General features: G+C 48.0%; 17 protein-coding genes. 14 read left to right on the top strand and 3 right to left on the bottom strand.

Going from position 1 to position 16,992, the window contains the following annotated elements; translation table 11 throughout:
- Positions 1-44: 44 nt before the first annotated feature.
- The 6 genes from NLX73_RS14885 (at position 45) to NLX73_RS14860 (ending at position 6,133) form a co-directional block, all read left to right on the top strand.
- The gene (locus tag NLX73_RS14885; protein WP_250268891.1) at positions 45-1,385 is read left to right on the top strand and encodes a UDP-glucose dehydrogenase family protein; all 1,341 of its coding nucleotides are present in this window, start codon (positions 45-47) and stop codon (positions 1,383-1,385) included.
- Between the two features lie 14 nt (positions 1,386-1,399).
- On the top strand, positions 1,400-2,377 hold the full coding sequence (locus NLX73_RS14880; RefSeq protein ID WP_250267680.1) for an LCP family glycopolymer transferase: 978 nt from the start codon (positions 1,400-1,402) through the stop codon (positions 2,375-2,377).
- A gap of 132 nt (positions 2,378-2,509) precedes the next feature.
- Positions 2,510-3,001: a hypothetical protein gene (locus tag NLX73_RS14875; RefSeq protein WP_061830260.1), complete on the top strand. Its 492-nt coding sequence runs from the start codon at positions 2,510-2,512 to the stop codon at positions 2,999-3,001.
- Between the two features lie 109 nt (positions 3,002-3,110).
- The gene (locus NLX73_RS14870) at positions 3,111-4,031 is read left to right on the top strand and encodes an ABC transporter ATP-binding protein (RefSeq protein WP_061830259.1); all 921 of its coding nucleotides are present in this window, start codon (positions 3,111-3,113) and stop codon (positions 4,029-4,031) included.
- Positions 4,024-4,806 (top strand): ABC transporter permease, encoded by a 783-nt coding sequence (locus tag NLX73_RS14865; protein WP_250267682.1) that lies wholly within the window; start codon positions 4,024-4,026, stop codon positions 4,804-4,806. The genes NLX73_RS14870 and NLX73_RS14865 overlap by 8 nt, the downstream gene beginning before the upstream one ends.
- Before the next feature lie 241 nt (positions 4,807-5,047).
- The gene (locus NLX73_RS14860) at positions 5,048-6,133 is read left to right on the top strand and encodes an AI-2E family transporter (protein ID WP_254326537.1); all 1,086 of its coding nucleotides are present in this window, start codon (positions 5,048-5,050) and stop codon (positions 6,131-6,133) included.
- 18 nt (positions 6,134-6,151) lie between these two features.
- On the opposite strand, the gene NLX73_RS14855 is transcribed toward NLX73_RS14860, so the two are convergent.
- Both NLX73_RS14855 and NLX73_RS14850 read right to left on the bottom strand, forming a co-directional pair.
- A complete protein-coding gene (locus tag NLX73_RS14855; protein ID WP_061830256.1) occupies positions 6,152-6,613 on the bottom strand; it encodes a bactofilin family protein in 462 nt (153 codons plus the stop codon).
- Positions 6,614-6,658: 45 nt separating this feature from the next.
- Positions 6,659-7,690, bottom strand: coding sequence for a M23 family metallopeptidase (locus NLX73_RS14850; RefSeq protein WP_250267685.1), 1,032 nt, complete (start codon positions 7,688-7,690; stop codon positions 6,659-6,661).
- A gap of 146 nt (positions 7,691-7,836) precedes the next feature.
- Here NLX73_RS14850 and cls point away from each other — a divergent pair, with 146 nt between their 5' ends.
- Together cls and NLX73_RS14840 are read left to right on the top strand one after the other, a co-directional pair.
- Positions 7,837-9,267, top strand: coding sequence for a cardiolipin synthase (cls, locus tag NLX73_RS14845; RefSeq protein ID WP_250267687.1), 1,431 nt, complete (start codon positions 7,837-7,839; stop codon positions 9,265-9,267).
- Positions 9,268-9,462: 195 nt separating this feature from the next.
- A complete protein-coding gene (locus tag NLX73_RS14840) occupies positions 9,463-10,407 on the top strand; it encodes a YitT family protein (protein ID WP_013309188.1) in 945 nt (314 codons plus the stop codon).
- Between the two features lie 69 nt (positions 10,408-10,476).
- On the opposite strand, the gene ligD is transcribed toward NLX73_RS14840, so the two are convergent.
- Complete coding sequence (gene ligD / locus NLX73_RS14835) at positions 10,477-11,379, bottom strand: non-homologous end-joining DNA ligase (RefSeq protein WP_061830254.1); 903 nt, start codon at positions 11,377-11,379, stop codon at positions 10,477-10,479.
- 214 nt (positions 11,380-11,593) lie between these two features.
- Between ligD and NLX73_RS14830 the strand changes: the two genes are divergently transcribed.
- From NLX73_RS14830 to NLX73_RS14805, 6 genes are all read left to right on the top strand, one after another.
- A complete protein-coding gene (locus tag NLX73_RS14830; protein ID WP_250267688.1) occupies positions 11,594-12,862 on the top strand; it encodes a sulfotransferase family protein in 1,269 nt (422 codons plus the stop codon).
- Positions 12,859-14,784 carry an asparagine synthase-related protein gene (locus NLX73_RS14825; protein WP_254326536.1) on the top strand — a complete coding sequence of 642 codons (1,926 nt, stop codon included), beginning with the start codon at positions 12,859-12,861 and terminating at the stop codon, positions 14,782-14,784. Before NLX73_RS14830 ends, NLX73_RS14825 begins: the two co-directional genes overlap by 4 nt.
- 53 nt (positions 14,785-14,837) lie before the next feature.
- Positions 14,838-14,966, top strand: coding sequence for a paeninodin family lasso peptide (locus NLX73_RS14820; RefSeq protein ID WP_134902123.1), 129 nt, complete (start codon positions 14,838-14,840; stop codon positions 14,964-14,966).
- Between the two features lie 190 nt (positions 14,967-15,156).
- Positions 15,157-16,200, top strand: coding sequence for a dephospho-CoA kinase (locus tag NLX73_RS14815; RefSeq protein ID WP_254326535.1), 1,044 nt, complete (start codon positions 15,157-15,159; stop codon positions 16,198-16,200).
- Positions 16,187-16,489, top strand: a complete 303-nt coding sequence (locus tag NLX73_RS14810; RefSeq protein ID WP_025720436.1) for a lasso peptide biosynthesis PqqD family chaperone — start codon at positions 16,187-16,189, stop codon at positions 16,487-16,489. The genes NLX73_RS14815 and NLX73_RS14810 overlap by 14 nt, the downstream gene beginning before the upstream one ends.
- A gap of 1 nt (position 16,490) precedes the next feature.
- Entirely contained in the window at positions 16,491-16,976 is a 486-nt protein-coding gene (locus tag NLX73_RS14805) for a lasso peptide biosynthesis B2 protein (protein WP_254326534.1), read from the top strand.
- Positions 16,977-16,992: the final 16 nt, after the last annotated feature.

Genomic DNA, 16,992 nt, shown 5'->3' with positions numbered 1-16,992 from the left:
AAAAGCAGGATGCAATGAGACAGCATGTAAAAGGGGGAGTTGCTTTGAAGTTATGTGTAATTGGTGCAGGGTATGTCGGGCTGGTGTCGGGGGTCTGTTTTGCCGCACTCGGGAATACCGTCGTCTGTGTAGATCAGAATGAGGACAAAATTCATCAGCTGCGTGCAGGTGGGGTGCCGATTTATGAACCGGGATTAAAGGCTCTAATTAAAGATAACGTAGAACAAGGCCGACTAAGCTTTACAACAGATACGGCTGCTTCGGTGGAGGCAGCCGAAATTGTTATTTTGGCGGTCGGCACGCCTTCACTGCCAGGCGGAGAAGCGAACCTGTCCTATATTGAAGAAGCCGCCTACGAGGTGGCAGACGCCATGAATGGCTACAAAGTAATTGTCACCAAAAGCACGGTGCCTGTCGGAACGAACGAACGTATTCAAAATTGGATTGCGAGCCGCACAAACTATTCGTTTGGTGTGGCTTCGGTTCCTGAATTTTTACGCGAAGGCTCAGCAGTCATAGACACCCTACAGCCAGATCGAATCATCATCGGAGCTTCCGATCCGCATGTGTCCGCTGTGCTGACTACACTGCACGAGCCGTTGACGACAAATATCGTAACCACGGATATCCGTTCGGCGGAGATGATCAAGTACGCGTCGAATGCTTTTTTGGCGACCAAAATTTCGTTTATTAATGAGATTGCAAATATTTGCGAAAAGGTGGGCGCAGACGTTACACGCGTGGCACACGGTATGGGACTGGATCAGCGGATCGGTTCCTCCTTTTTGTCTGCTGGTATCGGCTATGGGGGTTCCTGTTTTCCCAAGGATACACAAGCTCTGATCCAAATTGCAGGTAACGTGGACTATGAATTCAAGCTGCTGAAATCTGTGGTGGAAGTGAATCAGGGGCAACGTTTTAACGTGATTCGTAAACTGAAAGAGGCGCTGGGTGATCTGGAGGGAGCTACGATTGGTATATGGGGACTGGCTTTTAAACCGAATACAGATGACGTAAGAGATGCCCCGGCGCTGGATATCATGCAATCGCTACTGGAGGCAGGGGCGCAAATTCGTGCGTATGACCCGATCGCTACCGCTAACTTCCGCAGACTGCTGGACAGCTCGGAAGTAACGTGGGCAGATAGCGCACGAGAAGCGGCAGAGGGATGTGACGCACTGTGTCTATTGACGGAATGGGAAGAGTTTGGTGATATCGGGTTGGGTGAGCTGAATGAGCTTATGAAGTATCCAATTATGATTGACGGACGCAATGTGTACAGCGAAGAGCAAATCAGACAATCCGCCTTTGCATACTATTCTGTCGGCAGGCCACAGATGAACAATCTGGATGTAGATCGTCATCAGTCTGTAGTGAATCCGTAAAGGGGAGGCTGCGTATGAAACGATGGCTGAAGGTGACATTGGGGGCTGCGGCGATATTGGTCGTAGGGGCTACTGCCTACACCGCTTATGTGTATCATTCCTTTAAAACAGCGGCGAATGCGATGTATCATCCGCGCAGCATCGTGCAGCCTGGGGCGGTTTCTACCCTTGCAACGGACGGAGCAGGGCGATCTGTAGGTACAGACACTGGATCAAGTACACCCAATCCGGCAGCCATCTCCCAGTTCAAGCCGTTCACCGTGCTGGTGCTGGGCGTAGATCGGCGGCCTCACGATCCAGGACGATCGGATACGATGATCGTTTTGTCTGTTAACCCTGCCGAAGGCTCTATGTTGATGTTCAACATTCCGCGTGATACGCGAACAGAGTTGATCGGCAAGGGGCGTGAGGACAAAATCAATCACGCTTTTGCTTTTGGGGGCGTGGATATGTCGATTCGTACGGTTGAGCATTTTTTGAACCATCCGATAGATTACTATGTGCAGATGAACATGGAAGGGTTTGCGAAAATGGTGGACCTTATGGGGGGAGTGGAGGTTCATAATCCACTTGATTTTCAATATGAGGGCCATCATTTTGCGCAGGGTAATTTGAACTTAAACGGAGCTGAGGCGTTGGCCTACGCCCGTATGCGATTCGATGATCCACGTGGGGATCTCGGAAGAAATGCCCGCCAGCGGGAGCTCCTCAAGCAAATTCTGGCCCAGTCCATCAGCAAGAAAGGGCTGTTGAGGGTAAAGCCGATATTGGAAGCAGCGGGGGAGCAGATTCGCACAGACATTACCTTTGACGATATGACCACTTTCCTGACCCGGATCGGTCCGTCCCTCAAGCAGACGGATACCGTTGAACTGAAGGGACATGGGCGTAAAATTAACGGTGTATATTATTACATTGTGGAGGAGCAGGAACGCCAGCGTCTCCATGGAGTGCTGGAGAAGCATTTGCTTACCACGGCCATATCGCCTTAGGTAAGCCTTATGTAGACGGGTGCCCTATTTGGGAGGTCACCCGTTATTTTCTTCTAAAGACTTCTAAACAAGGCTTGTCCCACATACATCTGTAGAGAATTCGGTATAGTCGAACAGAGGGAGGGGCAATGTGTGCTGTTTAGAAGGAGAGCGGCTTCGGCGTTCGTCCGTAAGCTATTATATTTTGCCATCATATGTGGATTGTTATGGCTACTGTGGCTGGGTCTGCGTGGGGTGATGTCTACAGGCGAGGGCGATCAAGCGGTAGAAGCACTGAACGAGTTCTACACTATGGAGCAATCGGGAAATTTCGGAGGTTCATGGGAGTTTTTTCATTCGCAAATGAAAAAGAAATTCGAGAAATCTACGTATGTACAGCAGCGTGCGCACGTTTTTATGCAGGATATGGGGACGGATACGTTTACGTTTGAACTGGGGGAGCCGCAGGCTGAATATGACATTCGTACCGATCCGAATGGAGAGGAGTTAGGGAAGGTTTACCGTATTACGGTCACTCAGCATTACAAGACCCGATTCGGTAATTTTGATATCGTACAGCCTTGTTATGTGACACAGGAAGATGAGAAATGGCGGGTGCTTTGGATATACAAGGACAAGGAATAGAGGCTGCGTGGTGTTTCTAAAAGGTTAAATATGGTACAATACTTCCAAAACCGGAAATGTAAAGTAAAATGGATAACAGCTTCACTCCGGATGGAAGGAGTTTCATAGTATGCAGCAAGCGACAGGACAGGTTCCCGTCATACGTATGGAGGGTGTGAGTAAAATCATTTCCTCAAAAGCGATCGTGGATGATCTGACGCTGGAGGTTCCGGCGGGACAGGTATTTGGTTTCCTCGGACCCAATGGTGCGGGAAAAACGACTACCATCCGTATGATGGTTGGCCTGATTTCGATCAGCAAGGGCGATATTCATATTTGTGGAGACAGCATTAATACCGATTTTGAAAAGGCCGTTTCCCATGTCGGCGCAATTGTTGAGAACCCGGAGATGTACAAGTTTTTGACAGGCTATCAAAATTTGCAGCATTTTGCGCGAATGTCTCCTGGGGTGACCCAAGAGCGCGTGGATGAAGCGATTCGTTTGGTGGGACTCGGAAACCGAATTCATGATAAAGTAAAAACCTACTCGCTGGGGATGCGGCAGCGACTTGGGGTAGCTCAGGCGATTTTGCATCGACCGAAGCTGCTCGTGCTGGACGAGCCGACCAACGGCTTGGACCCGCAGGGTATTCGAGAACTGCGGGATTATTTGCGTCAATTGACCCGTACGGAAGGAATTACCGTGTTCGTATCAAGCCATTTGTTGTCCGAGATGGAGCTGATGTGCGACCGTGTAGCCATTATTCAGAGCGGACGGCTGGTTGATATCAAGCAGCTAAAGAATACAGGGGAGGAAGTGCAGACGGCAGAAATTGCTTTTGAGGTAAATGATGCCGAGCAAGCTTATGCGCTTGCTGGAGCAGGGCGCGTCGAAGGCAATCAACTGCTGCTTCACTTGGAGCGGGAACAGATCGCAGAGATGAACAGCCTGCTGGCTGCAAACGGAGTTAAAGTATATGCGATTCGCCCGATTGCCCGTACGCTGGAAGATCAATTTTTGGAAGTGACGGGAGGCGGGTTCATTGGCTGATTTCTTCAAGCTGGTACATAACGAAAATCTGAAAATTTACCTGCGTGTGCGCACATGGATTATGCTGGGTTTGCTGGCGGTCATCACGGCTGCGATTCCGATGCTGATTTCCCTGGTTTCCGATCAGGTCAGTGTGTGGGATGGAATTGCGTTGACAACGTTGTTTACATTTTTCCTCAATACGACGTTTACGGTCATTGTAGCCGCTGATTCGGTGGCTGGTGAATTTACTTGGGGAACGATTAAGTTGTTGCTCATCCGACCTTGGACTCGCAGCAAAATATTGTTGTCCAAGTATATATCCGTGATTTTGTTCAGTTTGCTCGGAACGATCATTTTGATCTTGATGGTTACGCTGTCCTCATGGCTGATGTTATCCAAGGATGCACCAGCGGGTTCTGTTCCGCTGTTCAGTGATCCGATATCTTATGTAACGCTGAACTTTTTGTATAGCTATATCGCCTTATTCGTGACGATGGCCTTTGCATTTATGCTATCCGCAGTTTTTCGTTCCAGTGCCTTGGCGATTGGGCTGTCGTTGTTCATGATGTTCACCAAAACAGTCTATAACTCTATTGGCTTGTTCAGCACAGATCGTTATGAATGGACCCAATACGTACTATTTACACATATGGATCTGAAAAAATATCTAGATATGCCGCCGGGTACAGTAAGTTCCAGTCTAACCTTTTCGCTCACCGTGCTGGCCGCCTATTATGTGATTTTTATCGCCATTGCCTGGGTGGTTTTCGTAAAACGGGATGTTTCGACCTAAATGGAAGTGCCATAGAGTAACACAAAGGACGTTCAAATGCCTAGCATTTGGACGTCCTTTTATTATTTCAGGAATTTGCAAAATCCTCATTTAACACTATTTTATCCTGTATATATGTCATTTTTGCTACACATTCTGCGTGTAGGGGTATATTGTAATCTATTTTCAGCAACAATCAATCAATAGGGTCATTTTGCGTTTAAAGAGGTAGAGAGAACAGAACAGAGGGGGGCCGCATGATATGCTGCAAAATAATCGTTTTTTTCGTCTGACTACTGGTATTGTCATGCTATTACTCATCATTTACTTGGGCTCCAAAGTAAGCTTTATATTCAGTCCTCTCGTATCTTTGGTCAGCTTGCTGGTTGTACCGTTGATGCTATCTTTTTTCCTCTATTATTTATTGAGGCCGATTGTAGATGTAATGGAACGTAGAAAAATCAAACGATCTATCTCCATCTTGCTGATTTATTTGGTCATTGGAGTGTTATTGTTTGTTTTCTCATGGGGTGTGTGGCCTACGTTGCGTGATCAGGTAACCAATTTATTTGAAAATGCGCCGAAGCTCATTAAAAGTCTGGTTGATCAATTGAACCAATGGCGGCATAATCAATCCTTGAGACAAGTGCTGCCTCCGGGTGAAGACCCGCTGTCACAACTGTCAGATACGTTGAACGAAGCTTTTTCGACACTGTCTGATTACTCGGTAAAGCTAGTATCGTTCGTATCCTACTTTTTTATCGTATTGGCTACTTTTCCCATATTGCTCTATTACATGCTGAAGGAAGGAAGCAAGTTTGGCCCTAAAATGCTAAACTTCTTTCCTAAAAAATATCACAAAGACGCGTTGGAGGTCATGGAAGATATCGATAGCGCGCTTAGCAGCTTTATCGTGAGTCGGGTGCTGATCAATGTCGCGTTGGGTGTGATGATGTTCCTTGGATTTTTAATTATTGGTTTGCCTTATGCCTTGCTGCTCGCCGTTATTTCGATTTTTCTTAATTTTATTCCCTATGTGGGGGCAGTGGCTGCTTCTATACCTGTAGTTATTATTGGATTTCTCGAATCACCTTCGATGGCGCTCTGGTCGCTGGTCGTGGTGATTGCTGCACAGCAAATTCAGGATAATTGGCTGTCACCTATAGTTTTTGGCAAACAGCTGGATATTCATCCGTTGACTGTCGTTATTTTACTGTTGGTTGGTGGCGACCTGCTCGGGATTCTGGGCATCATTTTGGTGATTCCATTGTATATGTGCGGAAAAATTGTCATACGTAAGGTGTACCAATTATTTTTGGAACGCAGAGTGGAGGATATTATGGAATGAATGGAGTGTATACTGATTTTACCCTGCTTCGGATTGCAGATCGGCTTGGCTGTCCTCCCTGTTTTTGCTGAAACTAGATTGGGTTTCGTCGTTTGACTCATCCGTAGAAGTTGACAACTCTACATCCTTTGTTCGGTTCATTTGACTTGTGCCGTCCAGTACACCGCCTTCAGATATGACCAATGCAGCGGTCGCCGTATTTCCGTACAGTTCACCTGTCGGCGTAATGGTCAGTCGTCCTTCTGTAGTAATGCTGCCGAACACCTTACCGGCAAGAATGACGTCTTGTGCGATGATGTCCGAACGTACCACAGCAGATTCTCCAATGACGACAGTACGAGTGCTGCGGATATCGCCCTGAAAATGACCGTCAATCCGAATATTGGCCTCTGCCTCAACTGTACCTTCAAAGCTGGTGCCATTAGCGAGCAGTGTATCCATAGCTGGGGCGGAGAGCTTTTTTTTGGATTCCTTGAACATGATGGTTTTCCCCCAATCTTTTATTGTAAGGATTTTGAAAAGTCCTCATTGTACATACAGTAATGGATCGACAGGTTGGTTATGCTTGACGATCTGAAAATGCAGATGAGGTCCCGTGCTTCTCCCGGTACTTCCTAACAGACCGATGGTCTGTCCTTTGTGGACACGATCTCCTGGAGCCACCTGCATGCCGCTCAGGTGCATATACCAGCTCTGGAGTCCGTCAGAATGCTGGATGATGATGCACTTGCCGCGGGCTCCGCTAGAAGCAGCCTCCAAGACGGTGCCTGCTCCTGCTGCATAGACAGGATCACCGGTTTGTCCGGCAATGTCCACGCCTGAATGAAAGGCAGATCTACCCGTAAAAGGGTCGCTGCGATAGCCGAAGCTGGAGGTCATTCGCCGTGAACCAACAGGCCAAACGGAGGGATTCCCTTGTTCGGCAAGAGCCAGCCTACGGGTCTGGAGTAGCTGTGCGGCTTGTTTGCGCTCCAGATTCTGCTGTACGGCATTTGCTTGCTGAATAGAGCGGGGAACCGTACGTTCCACCGTGTCCAACAGAGATTCGATCTCCTGAAAATCATCCATTGCCTGGCGAGTTAGGAGGGCAGTATTTTCATGCACTGCGATCAGTTCACCTCCAATATGGCCGGAAGCATCCCAGGAGAGCGGCGTCATGGTCTTTTTATGGTTACTTGTGGCAGATGAGTTTCCGTGTTTACGAATGAATTGCTGCATTTGTTGTTCCAGCTCTGTTACGCGCTGAAGGCGTTCACGAATATTGGTGGCTTGATTCGTCAGCTCCATGACTTCCTGCCGTAGTCGCCCAATGGCTGCATCCTTGTCCGCTACCGTGACCTCCATCTGCAAACTCTGGACAGCAAGATTCGTTTCCATTTGGGAGATAATATGGGAAGAACGGATTTGCAGCCCAATCACGAGTGTAGAGATAGACGCGATCACAAGAGTCGGGACGAGAATGACAGCGGCAGTAGAGCATTGTAGCTGCTTGGGCGGTTGCTGTGCATCCCGAATAACAAGCAGGGTCATCCGGCGATTTAGGCTTCCTTTTTTCATAATCGCTCCTTTCCGGACATCGCTCCTATAGTGCTTGGTTACTATCTATTCAGCTTAAGAGGCAAACATGTCAAAAAAATTGGAGCTTAGTATAAAACGTAGATGAGGATTTTGCAAAATCCTAAGATATATAAGGAGGCTTAGACATGCTGTGGTTGCTGTTGGTTTTAATTGTTTTTATTTTTCAGACCGGGACGATCCTGCTCTTTGAATTTCGCAAGCCGTCCAAAGCGGTAGCCTGGCTCTTTATTTTGTTTTGCTTCCCGCTCATTGGCTTTGTCGTGTACTACTTTGTTGCACAGGATTATCAGAAGCGCAAAATGGTCCGAAAAGGGGGATCGCAGCTGTTTCGTGAATTTCGCGAGCGTCTGTGGGCGCAATCCAAAGTGATTGAACATGTGGAGCAAATGCATAATCCTCATTTCAAGCATCAGGAGCGCCTGTTTAACCAGTTAATTCGCATGTCGGAAAACCCGTTGACTGGATGTAATCGCACACGTGTGCTGACGAACGGTGAAGAAACCTTCGAGGCTATGCTGACAGCGATGGAACAAGCCCAACATCATATCCATGTGGAGTTTTACATATTTCGGGCCGATGAAATCGGAAGAAAGTTTCAAGAGGTCATGATCCGCAAGGCACGTGAGGGAGTAAAGGTACGATTCGTTGTGGACGGTGTAGGAAGCTATAATTTGCCTTATTCCTTTATTCGTACCTGTAGTGAGGCGGGAGTGGAATTTCATTATTTTCTACCTCCGTTTTTCGCCACGTTGGATCGCCGGATCAACTATCGCAATCACAGGAAAATCGTGGTGGTGGACGGCATGATTGGATTTGTGGGTGGGATTAACATAGGCGACGATTATCTCGGAAAATACCCCAAAGTGGGATTTTGGAGGGATACGCATTTGCAGATTGAAGGAGATAGCGTCTATTTTCTCCAAAATGCATTTCTTAGCGACTGGAAGCTGGCTTCAGGGGAGAGATTGATGGATGTGAATTTATTTCCTCCACATACCTGCACCGGGGATGAGGAAGTACAGATTTTGAGCAGCGGTCCCGATCAGGTATGGGATACGATTCAGGAAATGTGTTTTGGTGCGCTCACGGTTGCCAAAAAGCGGATTTGGATTACGACGCCGTATTTTATTCCTGATCCGGGGATTCATGAGGCGCTCAAGCTGGCAGCAGTCAGTGGCGTAGATGTGAAAATCATTATTCCCTACCAATCAGATTCGAAGCTGGTTCATCTGGCGTCTTTATCCTATGTGCAAGAACTGTTGGAGACAGGGGTGGAGTTCTACCAATATCGAAAAGGATTTATTCACGCCAAAGTGGTGATTGTCGATGATTTACTCGGCTCGGTCGGGACCGCTAATATGGATATGCGCAGCTTTTTCTATAATTTTGAGTTGACCGCTGTAGTTTTTGCTAATTCAGCGCTGGAACGGCTTTCGGCAGATTTTGCAGAGGACATTTCCAACTCCTCACGCATTGATTTGAACGTGTTCCGCAGACGGCCTCGATCTCAGAAAACAGCTGAAATTCTAACTCGCATGCTCTCTCCACTCCTTTAAAGGCGATTTTCGACGTTTTTATCGCTATAATCCCACTTTATTGTGATTTATGTGCTCTTTGCTAACTTTTTTGCGCAAAATCGCAGTTTTATGGTATACTATTCATATAACACAAGCGCGGTAAAGGAGAGGGGACTGCGGATAGCAGCCCCTTTTTCGGTCCAATATACCATACTGTAACGGGGGGATTTATATATGAGTGTAGTGAGCAAGGAAGTCCAAAATCTGTCTGAGATCACAGATGTGACCGGAGAGTTGACCAAGATCAGCAAAATTCCAGCTAATCCGAAGAACAAAGCAAAACGCCTGTTTCAGCGTGCGGCCATGATTATTTTCGGTGCGGCGCTTATGGCAGTGGGCCTCGAAATATTTCTGGTTCCTAACGGCGTTATTGACGGAGGCGTTACAGGTATTTCCATCATGGCCTCCAAGATTACTGGCTATCCACTCGGCATTTTCCTGACCCTGTTGAACCTTCCATTTTTACTTATCGGCTATAAACAAATCGGTAAAACCTTCGCTTTATCCACATTATTCGGCATTATTGTGATGTCCATCGGTACCGCGTTACTTCACAATGTAAGTGCATTGACTCCTGGCGAACCGCTGCTCGGCGCTATTTTTGGGGGCGTCATTCTCGGTGTTGGGGTGGGTCTTGTAATTCGGTCCGGCGGCTCGCTGGATGGGACAGAGATCGTAGCTATTCTCGTCAGTGAAAAAACTCCTTTTTCGGTCGGTGAGATCGTACTGTTCGTTAATATCTTCATTCTGGGAAGTGCAGGTTTTGTGTTCGGTTGGCCGAATGCCCTGTATTCCATGATTGCTTATTATATCGCCATGAAAATGATTGATATTACAATTGAGGGTCTGGATCAGTCCAAATCGGTCTGGATTATTAGTGAAAAATACCGTGATATCGGGGATGCCCTGACAGACCGTCTTGGACGGGGCGTCACTTATCTGGAAGGTGAAGGCGGCTTTACGGGCGAAAGCAAGAAAGTGATTTTCGTTGTCATTACCCGACTGGAGGAAGCGAAGCTGAAGAGCATCGTTGAAGATTGGGACCCGCACGCTTTCGTTGCGATCGGTAACATTCACGATGTGAAGGGCGGACGCTTTAAGAAAAAAGGAATACACTAGCGCAAGGGGACAATTTCTCAGCCTAATGGCTGCGGGGTTCGTCCCCTTTTTTGTTCTTCCAAGCATGGATCAGGTTCGGTGTGCCTTGGTGCGCATATGCTTGAGGACGTCTTCTACGGGCTGGGGAGGAACCTTGTCGATTAAGTCGCCTACCTGGTTTAGTCGTTCCTCAATATTCAGCAAATGGTAGTCAAGTGGTGAGACATCTTGCCGTACCTCTTCCCAGGTTAGCGGAGTAGAGACCGTAGCACCGGGGCGTGCCCGCGGGGTATAAGGAGCGGCCAGAGTTTTCCCCTGATAATGCTGCAAGTAATCAAAATAGATGGCTGTTCCACGATCCTTCTTTAACCGTTCGAGTGTGAACAGATGCGGGTGCTTTTCTGTCACAAACTGCCCGACTAATAGCCCAATGCTGCGAAGTTCATCGAAGGTTATGCCTGTACGGATCGGAACGATAATTTGTACACCTGTAGCCCCGGATGTTTTGGGGACGGAATCCAAACCAAGCGAAGCCAGTACTTCACCGACAATAGAGGCGGCCTCCATAATACGTGGCTCCACCTCTCTGGATGGATCAAGGTCTATCATCCATTCACAGGGCAGCTTGCTTCCCGTTTCATGCAGAGAGGGATGGAATTCCAACGCAGCTTGATTACCAAGCCAGAGAAGTTGTGGCAATTTGCCGAGCACAATATATTCAATACCATCATGCAGAGCGGTTTCAATATAGTCTGGCCGAGGACGTGGGGCATTTTTTTGGTAAAAAAAATCACCATGAATCCCATGTGGCCAGCGGATGACGGTCAGCAGACGATGATGGCAATATTTGAGCAGGAAGGGAGCCAATACCGCGAGCTTGCGAAGATATAGCGCCTTAGTCACGCCTGCTTCAGGCCACAGCGGTTTATCTGGGTTTGTGATAGGAATTTCCTGACCTTCAATGGTAATTGTACCTTTAACAGCTTGTCCCATAGTGCTATCCTCCTTTGGCTAATATGCAGCAAAATCTTTATTTATAGGCTGATTGTTGAGCTCATAGATCTACATATGGTTTAACATGAACGTGAAGTGCTGAATTTATCCATCAAAGGGATTGACAAGATACACTATGTATCATAAATTTATAATAAAAAATACGATATGTATCTATTAAAGGGACTTGAGCAGAGGTAGAGGAGGAGTTTGCTTGATTGAAAAGCAAGGCGGAGGGCTGGTATTCCTGTTAAGTGTCCCTCGGAGTGGAAGCTCGCTGCTTACCGCCATTTTGCAAAACCATTCCCGCCTGTTTGCCACGCAGGAAATGTGGTTTCTGCTCAGTTTATATGATCTTCCTCAGTCACATGCACGGCCATATGGAGGAACAGGGATACTTCGGCAATTTTTTGAAGGTATGGTCCCCCCCGATGTATTGGAGCAGGCCTCCCGTTCGTATGCACTTGAAATATATAATGGTCTGCTTCAAGGAACAACAGCAGATATGCTTATCGACAAATCCCCGCGTTACTATACGGTTTTAGAATTTATAGACCGTTTATTCCCTGCTGCCCGCAGGCTGTGGCTTATCCGGAATCCTTTGGCCATTGTGGCCTCATTCAAAAAGGTTAATCAGCTACGGCATGGACGTTTTCAACTGCTGGAGGAACTGGGGGGTCCGCATTTTAATATGAAAATGACGGATATTACGGTTGGTTTATTCCGTTATGCTCATTATTTTGCTACACCTCATCCACTTGCATACCCGCTTAGGTATGAACAACTCGTATCCAATCCAACGATGGAGATCGAGAAGCTGTGCGGTTTTCTGGGAATCAAGTATGAGCTGGGGATGGAAAAGTACGGGGACTTTGTGGATACGCCCAAATCCAGTCTTTTTTATAGTATGGGAGCGGGTGATCCCTTCGTAGGAGAGCATGAGCAGGCGCATCAAGATTCGGTACATAGCTGGCAACACTTGTTGAGTAAAACGGAAATTGAGCTGTATTGCAGAAGCATTGGGTCCCGCATGTTTAAGCAGCTTGGTTACGCGGAAGAGCTGGAGCAGGCTGAGCAGATGACTGGAGTCCGCTTTGAGGATGAGCCGGATATAGAGTTGCTGAGTCGACGTACACAACAATTCCTCCAGCAAAGCGGCTTTGAATGGAAGGCAGCTTATCGGATGCTGCAAGAACAGGATGCAGATAACAGAGAACTCGTGATAAATGCAACCCGTCATGCTGCATCTCAAGATCCGGCAAGGATGCATGTGGACCAGATCGTGAACGATCGGCGGATTCAATCCCTGGAAAACAGGTTGGCACATAGCTATGAGGAGCGGAACCGTCTTATCGCTCAGCTCCAAAGCTATCAACGCCCAAATCAAGGTCTCCGATATCGCAGCCTCTTTGCCCGTAAGCTCGGGCGCTTGGCGTCTGTAGTGTTATCAAGTATAGGAAAAGAAAAAGGGGGAAGAACGTGAGTGCGATTGCCGGAATCTATAGCTTTGGGCATGAGTCCGTATGCACCGAAGAAGGCGGGAAAATGATGCAAGCCTTGCGAAAATATCCCGCTGACCGCGTATGCGCTTGGTGTGAAGGCTCTATTTTTTTGGGTTGTCATGCCCAGCATGTGACCCCGGAATCTGTTCATGAGCGTCTTCCCTTCCATGATGAGCTAAGAGATTTGGCAATCACAGCGGATGCAATTATTGACAATCGTTCCGAGTTGTTTGAACGGCTGGGAGTTGAGCAGGAACGGCGACAAGATATCACGGACAGCGAGCTGATTTTGCTGGCATATGACAAATGGGGAGTGGATGCAGCCGGTTATCTGATAGGTGATTTTGCCTTTGTTATTTGGGATGCCAAGGAACATCGATTATATGGTGCTCGAGATATGACAGGCAATCGTACGTTGTACATCTACCAGCATGACCGAGGATTCGCGTTTAGCACGGTAGTCGCTCCGCTTTTGGCCCTGTCCTCTCTGCGAAAAGAATTGTATGAGCCATGGCTGGCCGAATTTTTGTCCATCCGCGCCATGCAGGAATCCGTCGATATCGGAACGACCGCATACAAGCATATCAACCAGCTTCCTCCTGCACATTGGTTCACTATGGAGGAGGGAAAGCGAACCCTTCATAAATATGCATGTCTGGATGAGGTAGAGCCACTGCGGCTCAAAACAGGGGGCGAGTACATAGAAGCTTTCCGCGAGGTGTTCACACAAGCGGTCACTGCCCGACTACGGACGCATCGCGCTGTAGGGGCTGCCTTAAGCGGAGGGCTGGATTCTGGAGCGGTTGCCAGCTTTGCCGCGCCATCGCTGCACTTGCAACAAAAGCCGCTGCATGCCTACAGCTATGTGCCTGTTCAAGATTTTACAGACTGGACACCGCCTACATTGCTGGCGAACGAACGAAGCTATATTCAGTCTACGGCTCGCTATGTAGGCAACATTCACGAGAATTATATGGATTTTGAGGGGAAAAGTCCGTTTTCAGAAATTAATATTTGGCTGGAACTCATGGAAGCACCCTACAAATATTTTGAAAACTCCTTCTGGATCAGAGGTTTTTACGAAAAAGCACAGGAGCACAATGTCGGTGTACTGTTGACCGGGGCACGAGGCAACTTTACCGTATCGTGGGGCCCTGCACTAGACTATTATGCCCGGCAGTTTCGTCGTTTGCACTGGTTGCAATCCTTTCAGGGATTGTGGCGGTACAGCAAGCTTACGGGCAGGCGCATGTCACATCTACTCCCCGTAATGTTGAAAAAAGCAACTTCACTTGAATCTCTTTCATGGTTGCGGCGTAGCAATCGAAGTCCTGTTCCTTCCCTGATTCACCCGGAGTTTGCCAAACGGATGCATGTAGAAGATATTCCTGTATTGAGCGGAACAGGTTGGATAAAAAATGCCGATCAGACGAGAAAAGAGAAGTTCTCAAATTTGGCGATTGCCAACAAAAATGGTGTGGTTGCGACCAAACTTTCACTACGTTATGGCCTATGGGAACGTGATCCGACCGGGGACAGCCGGGTAATTCGTTTTTGCTTATCGGTGCCTTTTGAGCAGTATGTGCAAAACGGTCGGGACCGTGCCCTCATTCGTAAAGCCATGCGTGATCATCTACCTGATGATGTTCGGTTGAACCAGCGGGTACGCGGCGTGCAGCCTGCCGATTGGCTACATCGTATGCTTCCTTGCTGGGATATGTTTATGGGGGAGCTTCAACTGATGTGTCATGATTTACGAGCGGCTGAATATCTCAATATTGAGTTAATAAAGACGGCTATGGCGAAACTTCGCCACCCCCGCCCTGAACAGGCGTCTGATCCCAATATACGACTACTAATGCATAGCCTGATCGTGTACCGTTTTCTCTGTGGATTGAACTGATTCAGATTGATCTGGGCGGACAGTTCGTCATTCGTTGGAGGGGAGGTGATGAAATGAGTAAAAAAGAATGGCAGGAACCGACGATAGAGGTGTTGGATATTAGCCAGACCATGGCGGGGAAAGGCTGGAGACAGATTGATTGGGTGTCCGACCACGATGCCGATATTTATAATCCAAGCTAATAGATGGTTATACATGCAGCCGATGTTGGACTGGAAGCTAGACAGTCGGCCGATAACGATTAAATGAACGAAAATAGCATAATCCATTGGACTCGTATTCAATACAGAGCCGTCTTTATTTCTTTCGGGTTAGAGGTTTTGCCCAAGAAATAAAGACGGGATTTTTAAGGACAGAGGAGTGAGTCCTACCGTGCATGACAGGAGTGCAAATGTTAGTTGGACGAAATATACAGCCTTTGGACTCAGGATTGCCAGTGAACTGAATCTGCCTGAGCTGCTTCTGGCAGCACCGGAAGCAGTAGAGGATGTAGTCATTCGACAGGCTGATTTGACTGCATGGAGTGGTCAGCTGGAACAGGCCAATTTTGTGATGCTGGATGAACGATTTATGTTCCAAATACCAGGCACGGCCATTTATGCCGTCAGGGAAGGCAAGGAAATCGAGGTAAGCATATTCTCCGGGGCCGATCCTGACACCGTGCGGCTATTTGTGCTGGGTACGTGCATGGGTGTTCTGCTGATGCAAAGACGAATATTACCTATTCACGGAAGTGCGGTCGTCATTGGGGGGAGGGCCTACGCATTTGTGGGTGAATCGGGTACGGGGAAATCGACACTGGCGGCTACTTTTAGGCAGGCAGGTTATCAGATGGTTAGTGATGACGTGATTGCTGTAGAAGCTACGGCTTCCTCAGCCATCGTGTATCCAGCTTATCCGCAGCAAAAGTTGGGATTGGATAGCTTGCTCCAACTGGAGGCTTTACGGGAGAACAAGCATGCACGCACAATAAATCACATACGGTCCCTAACGGATGGCAATTCTGTAATGCCACAATACAGAGATCTGCGTATGCTTGCAGATGAGCTGAATAAATATGCCGTACCCGCCGTAGATGAATTTTTTAACGATCCGCTGCCCTTAGGGGGCGTATTTGAGCTAGTGGCAGATTCTCCAATCCGTGCGTCGATGCGCGAAGGGGAGTTAGTGGCAGTTACGGAACAGCCCTTGAACGTTCTGGAGTGCTTGCATACATTACTACAACATACATATCGTAGGGTGATTATTCCGCGAATGGGTTTGAGTGAATGGTCGTTTGATACAGCGGCTAGGATGGCTCGTAAAGTAGAGGGCTGGCGGCTGCTGAGGGATAGTTCCGTCTTTACTGCGTCCGAGGTTGTACAACGGGTACTTGATATCATTCGTAAGGAGGAAAAGAGTTATGGCAGCCACTAATCCAGCTAAAGACCATTATCGCGTCATTTACGGTGAAGAGGTCTACGTCAGTGATATGGACGGGGAAAAAGTGATGATGAGTATTAACACTGGTAAATATTACAACTTAGGCTTCACAGGAGGACGAATCTGGGAACTGGCAGAATCCGGTCCTTCACTTGGCGATATCGTAACTGTCCTGACGAACGAATATGAGGTGGACGAGGAACAGTGCAGACAGCAGGTACACACCTTTGTGGCTGAGTTGGAGCGGGAAGGACTGTTAAAGCTTCTACGGGAGTCGGTATAACATGCGGATACAACGGCTTCTTCTCCTGTCTCCAGAGGTCAGGAGATTGTTGCCGGAAGCTTGGCTGGAGCTGGGATGGGCGAGGCTGCGCCAGCGTCGTTCTTTTGGGGATTACTCAAGGGTTTGGGGTATATGTACGGAAGAAACTCCATGGCAGTGTGATGTCGGGCAGGAGAAGTCCATTCAGCAGATTTCGCACGCTGTGGAGCTGGCAAGCCGTTATACTCCTTGGCGCAGTAGTTGTCTTGTACAAGCCGCTGCGGCGATGACGTTGCTGGGACGTAGAAAACTGGACTGCACGCTGTATCTGGGCACAGCCAAAAATGCCGCTGGCCGCTTGGCCGCACATGCATGGGTACGTAGCGGACCGATTTATGTAACGGGGAAACGGGAGATGGAAGCATTTACGGTGGTGGGGATATTCGGGAGACGTGCTGTGACGGATACAAATACAAAGATGGAAGATAAAGGTAGTTCTTTGCTTTAATGCGATGAGACAAAAG

This window comes from Paenibacillus sp. CH40 (assembly GCF_024213605.1).
Classification (GTDB): domain Bacteria; phylum Bacillota; class Bacilli; order Paenibacillales; family Paenibacillaceae; genus Paenibacillus; species Paenibacillus polymyxa_B.
This window is presented reverse-complemented; position numbering and strand designations above follow the sequence as displayed.

Coding starts and splice junctions, on each gene's coding strand:
- NLX73_RS14820 (WP_134902123.1), top strand. CDS start 14,838: ATGAGTAAAAAAGAATGGCAGGAACCGACGATAGAGGTGTTGGATATT.
- NLX73_RS14860 (WP_254326537.1), top strand. CDS start 5,048: ATGCTGCAAAATAATCGTTTTTTTCGTCTGACTACTGGTATTGTCATG.
- NLX73_RS14810 (WP_025720436.1), top strand. CDS start 16,187: ATGGCAGCCACTAATCCAGCTAAAGACCATTATCGCGTCATTTACGGT.
- NLX73_RS14840 (WP_013309188.1), top strand. CDS start 9,463: ATGAGTGTAGTGAGCAAGGAAGTCCAAAATCTGTCTGAGATCACAGAT.
- NLX73_RS14805 (WP_254326534.1), top strand. CDS start 16,491: ATGCGGATACAACGGCTTCTTCTCCTGTCTCCAGAGGTCAGGAGATTG.
- cls (WP_250267687.1), top strand. CDS start 7,837: ATGCTGTGGTTGCTGTTGGTTTTAATTGTTTTTATTTTTCAGACCGGG.
- NLX73_RS14850 (WP_250267685.1), bottom strand. CDS start 7,690: ATGAAAAAAGGAAGCCTAAATCGCCGGATGACCCTGCTTGTTATTCGG.
- ligD (WP_061830254.1), bottom strand. CDS start 11,379: ATGGGACAAGCTGTTAAAGGTACAATTACCATTGAAGGTCAGGAAATT.
- NLX73_RS14855 (WP_061830256.1), bottom strand. CDS start 6,613: ATGTTCAAGGAATCCAAAAAAAAGCTCTCCGCCCCAGCTATGGATACA.
- NLX73_RS14880 (WP_250267680.1), top strand. CDS start 1,400: ATGAAACGATGGCTGAAGGTGACATTGGGGGCTGCGGCGATATTGGTC.
- NLX73_RS14870 (WP_061830259.1), top strand. CDS start 3,111: ATGCAGCAAGCGACAGGACAGGTTCCCGTCATACGTATGGAGGGTGTG.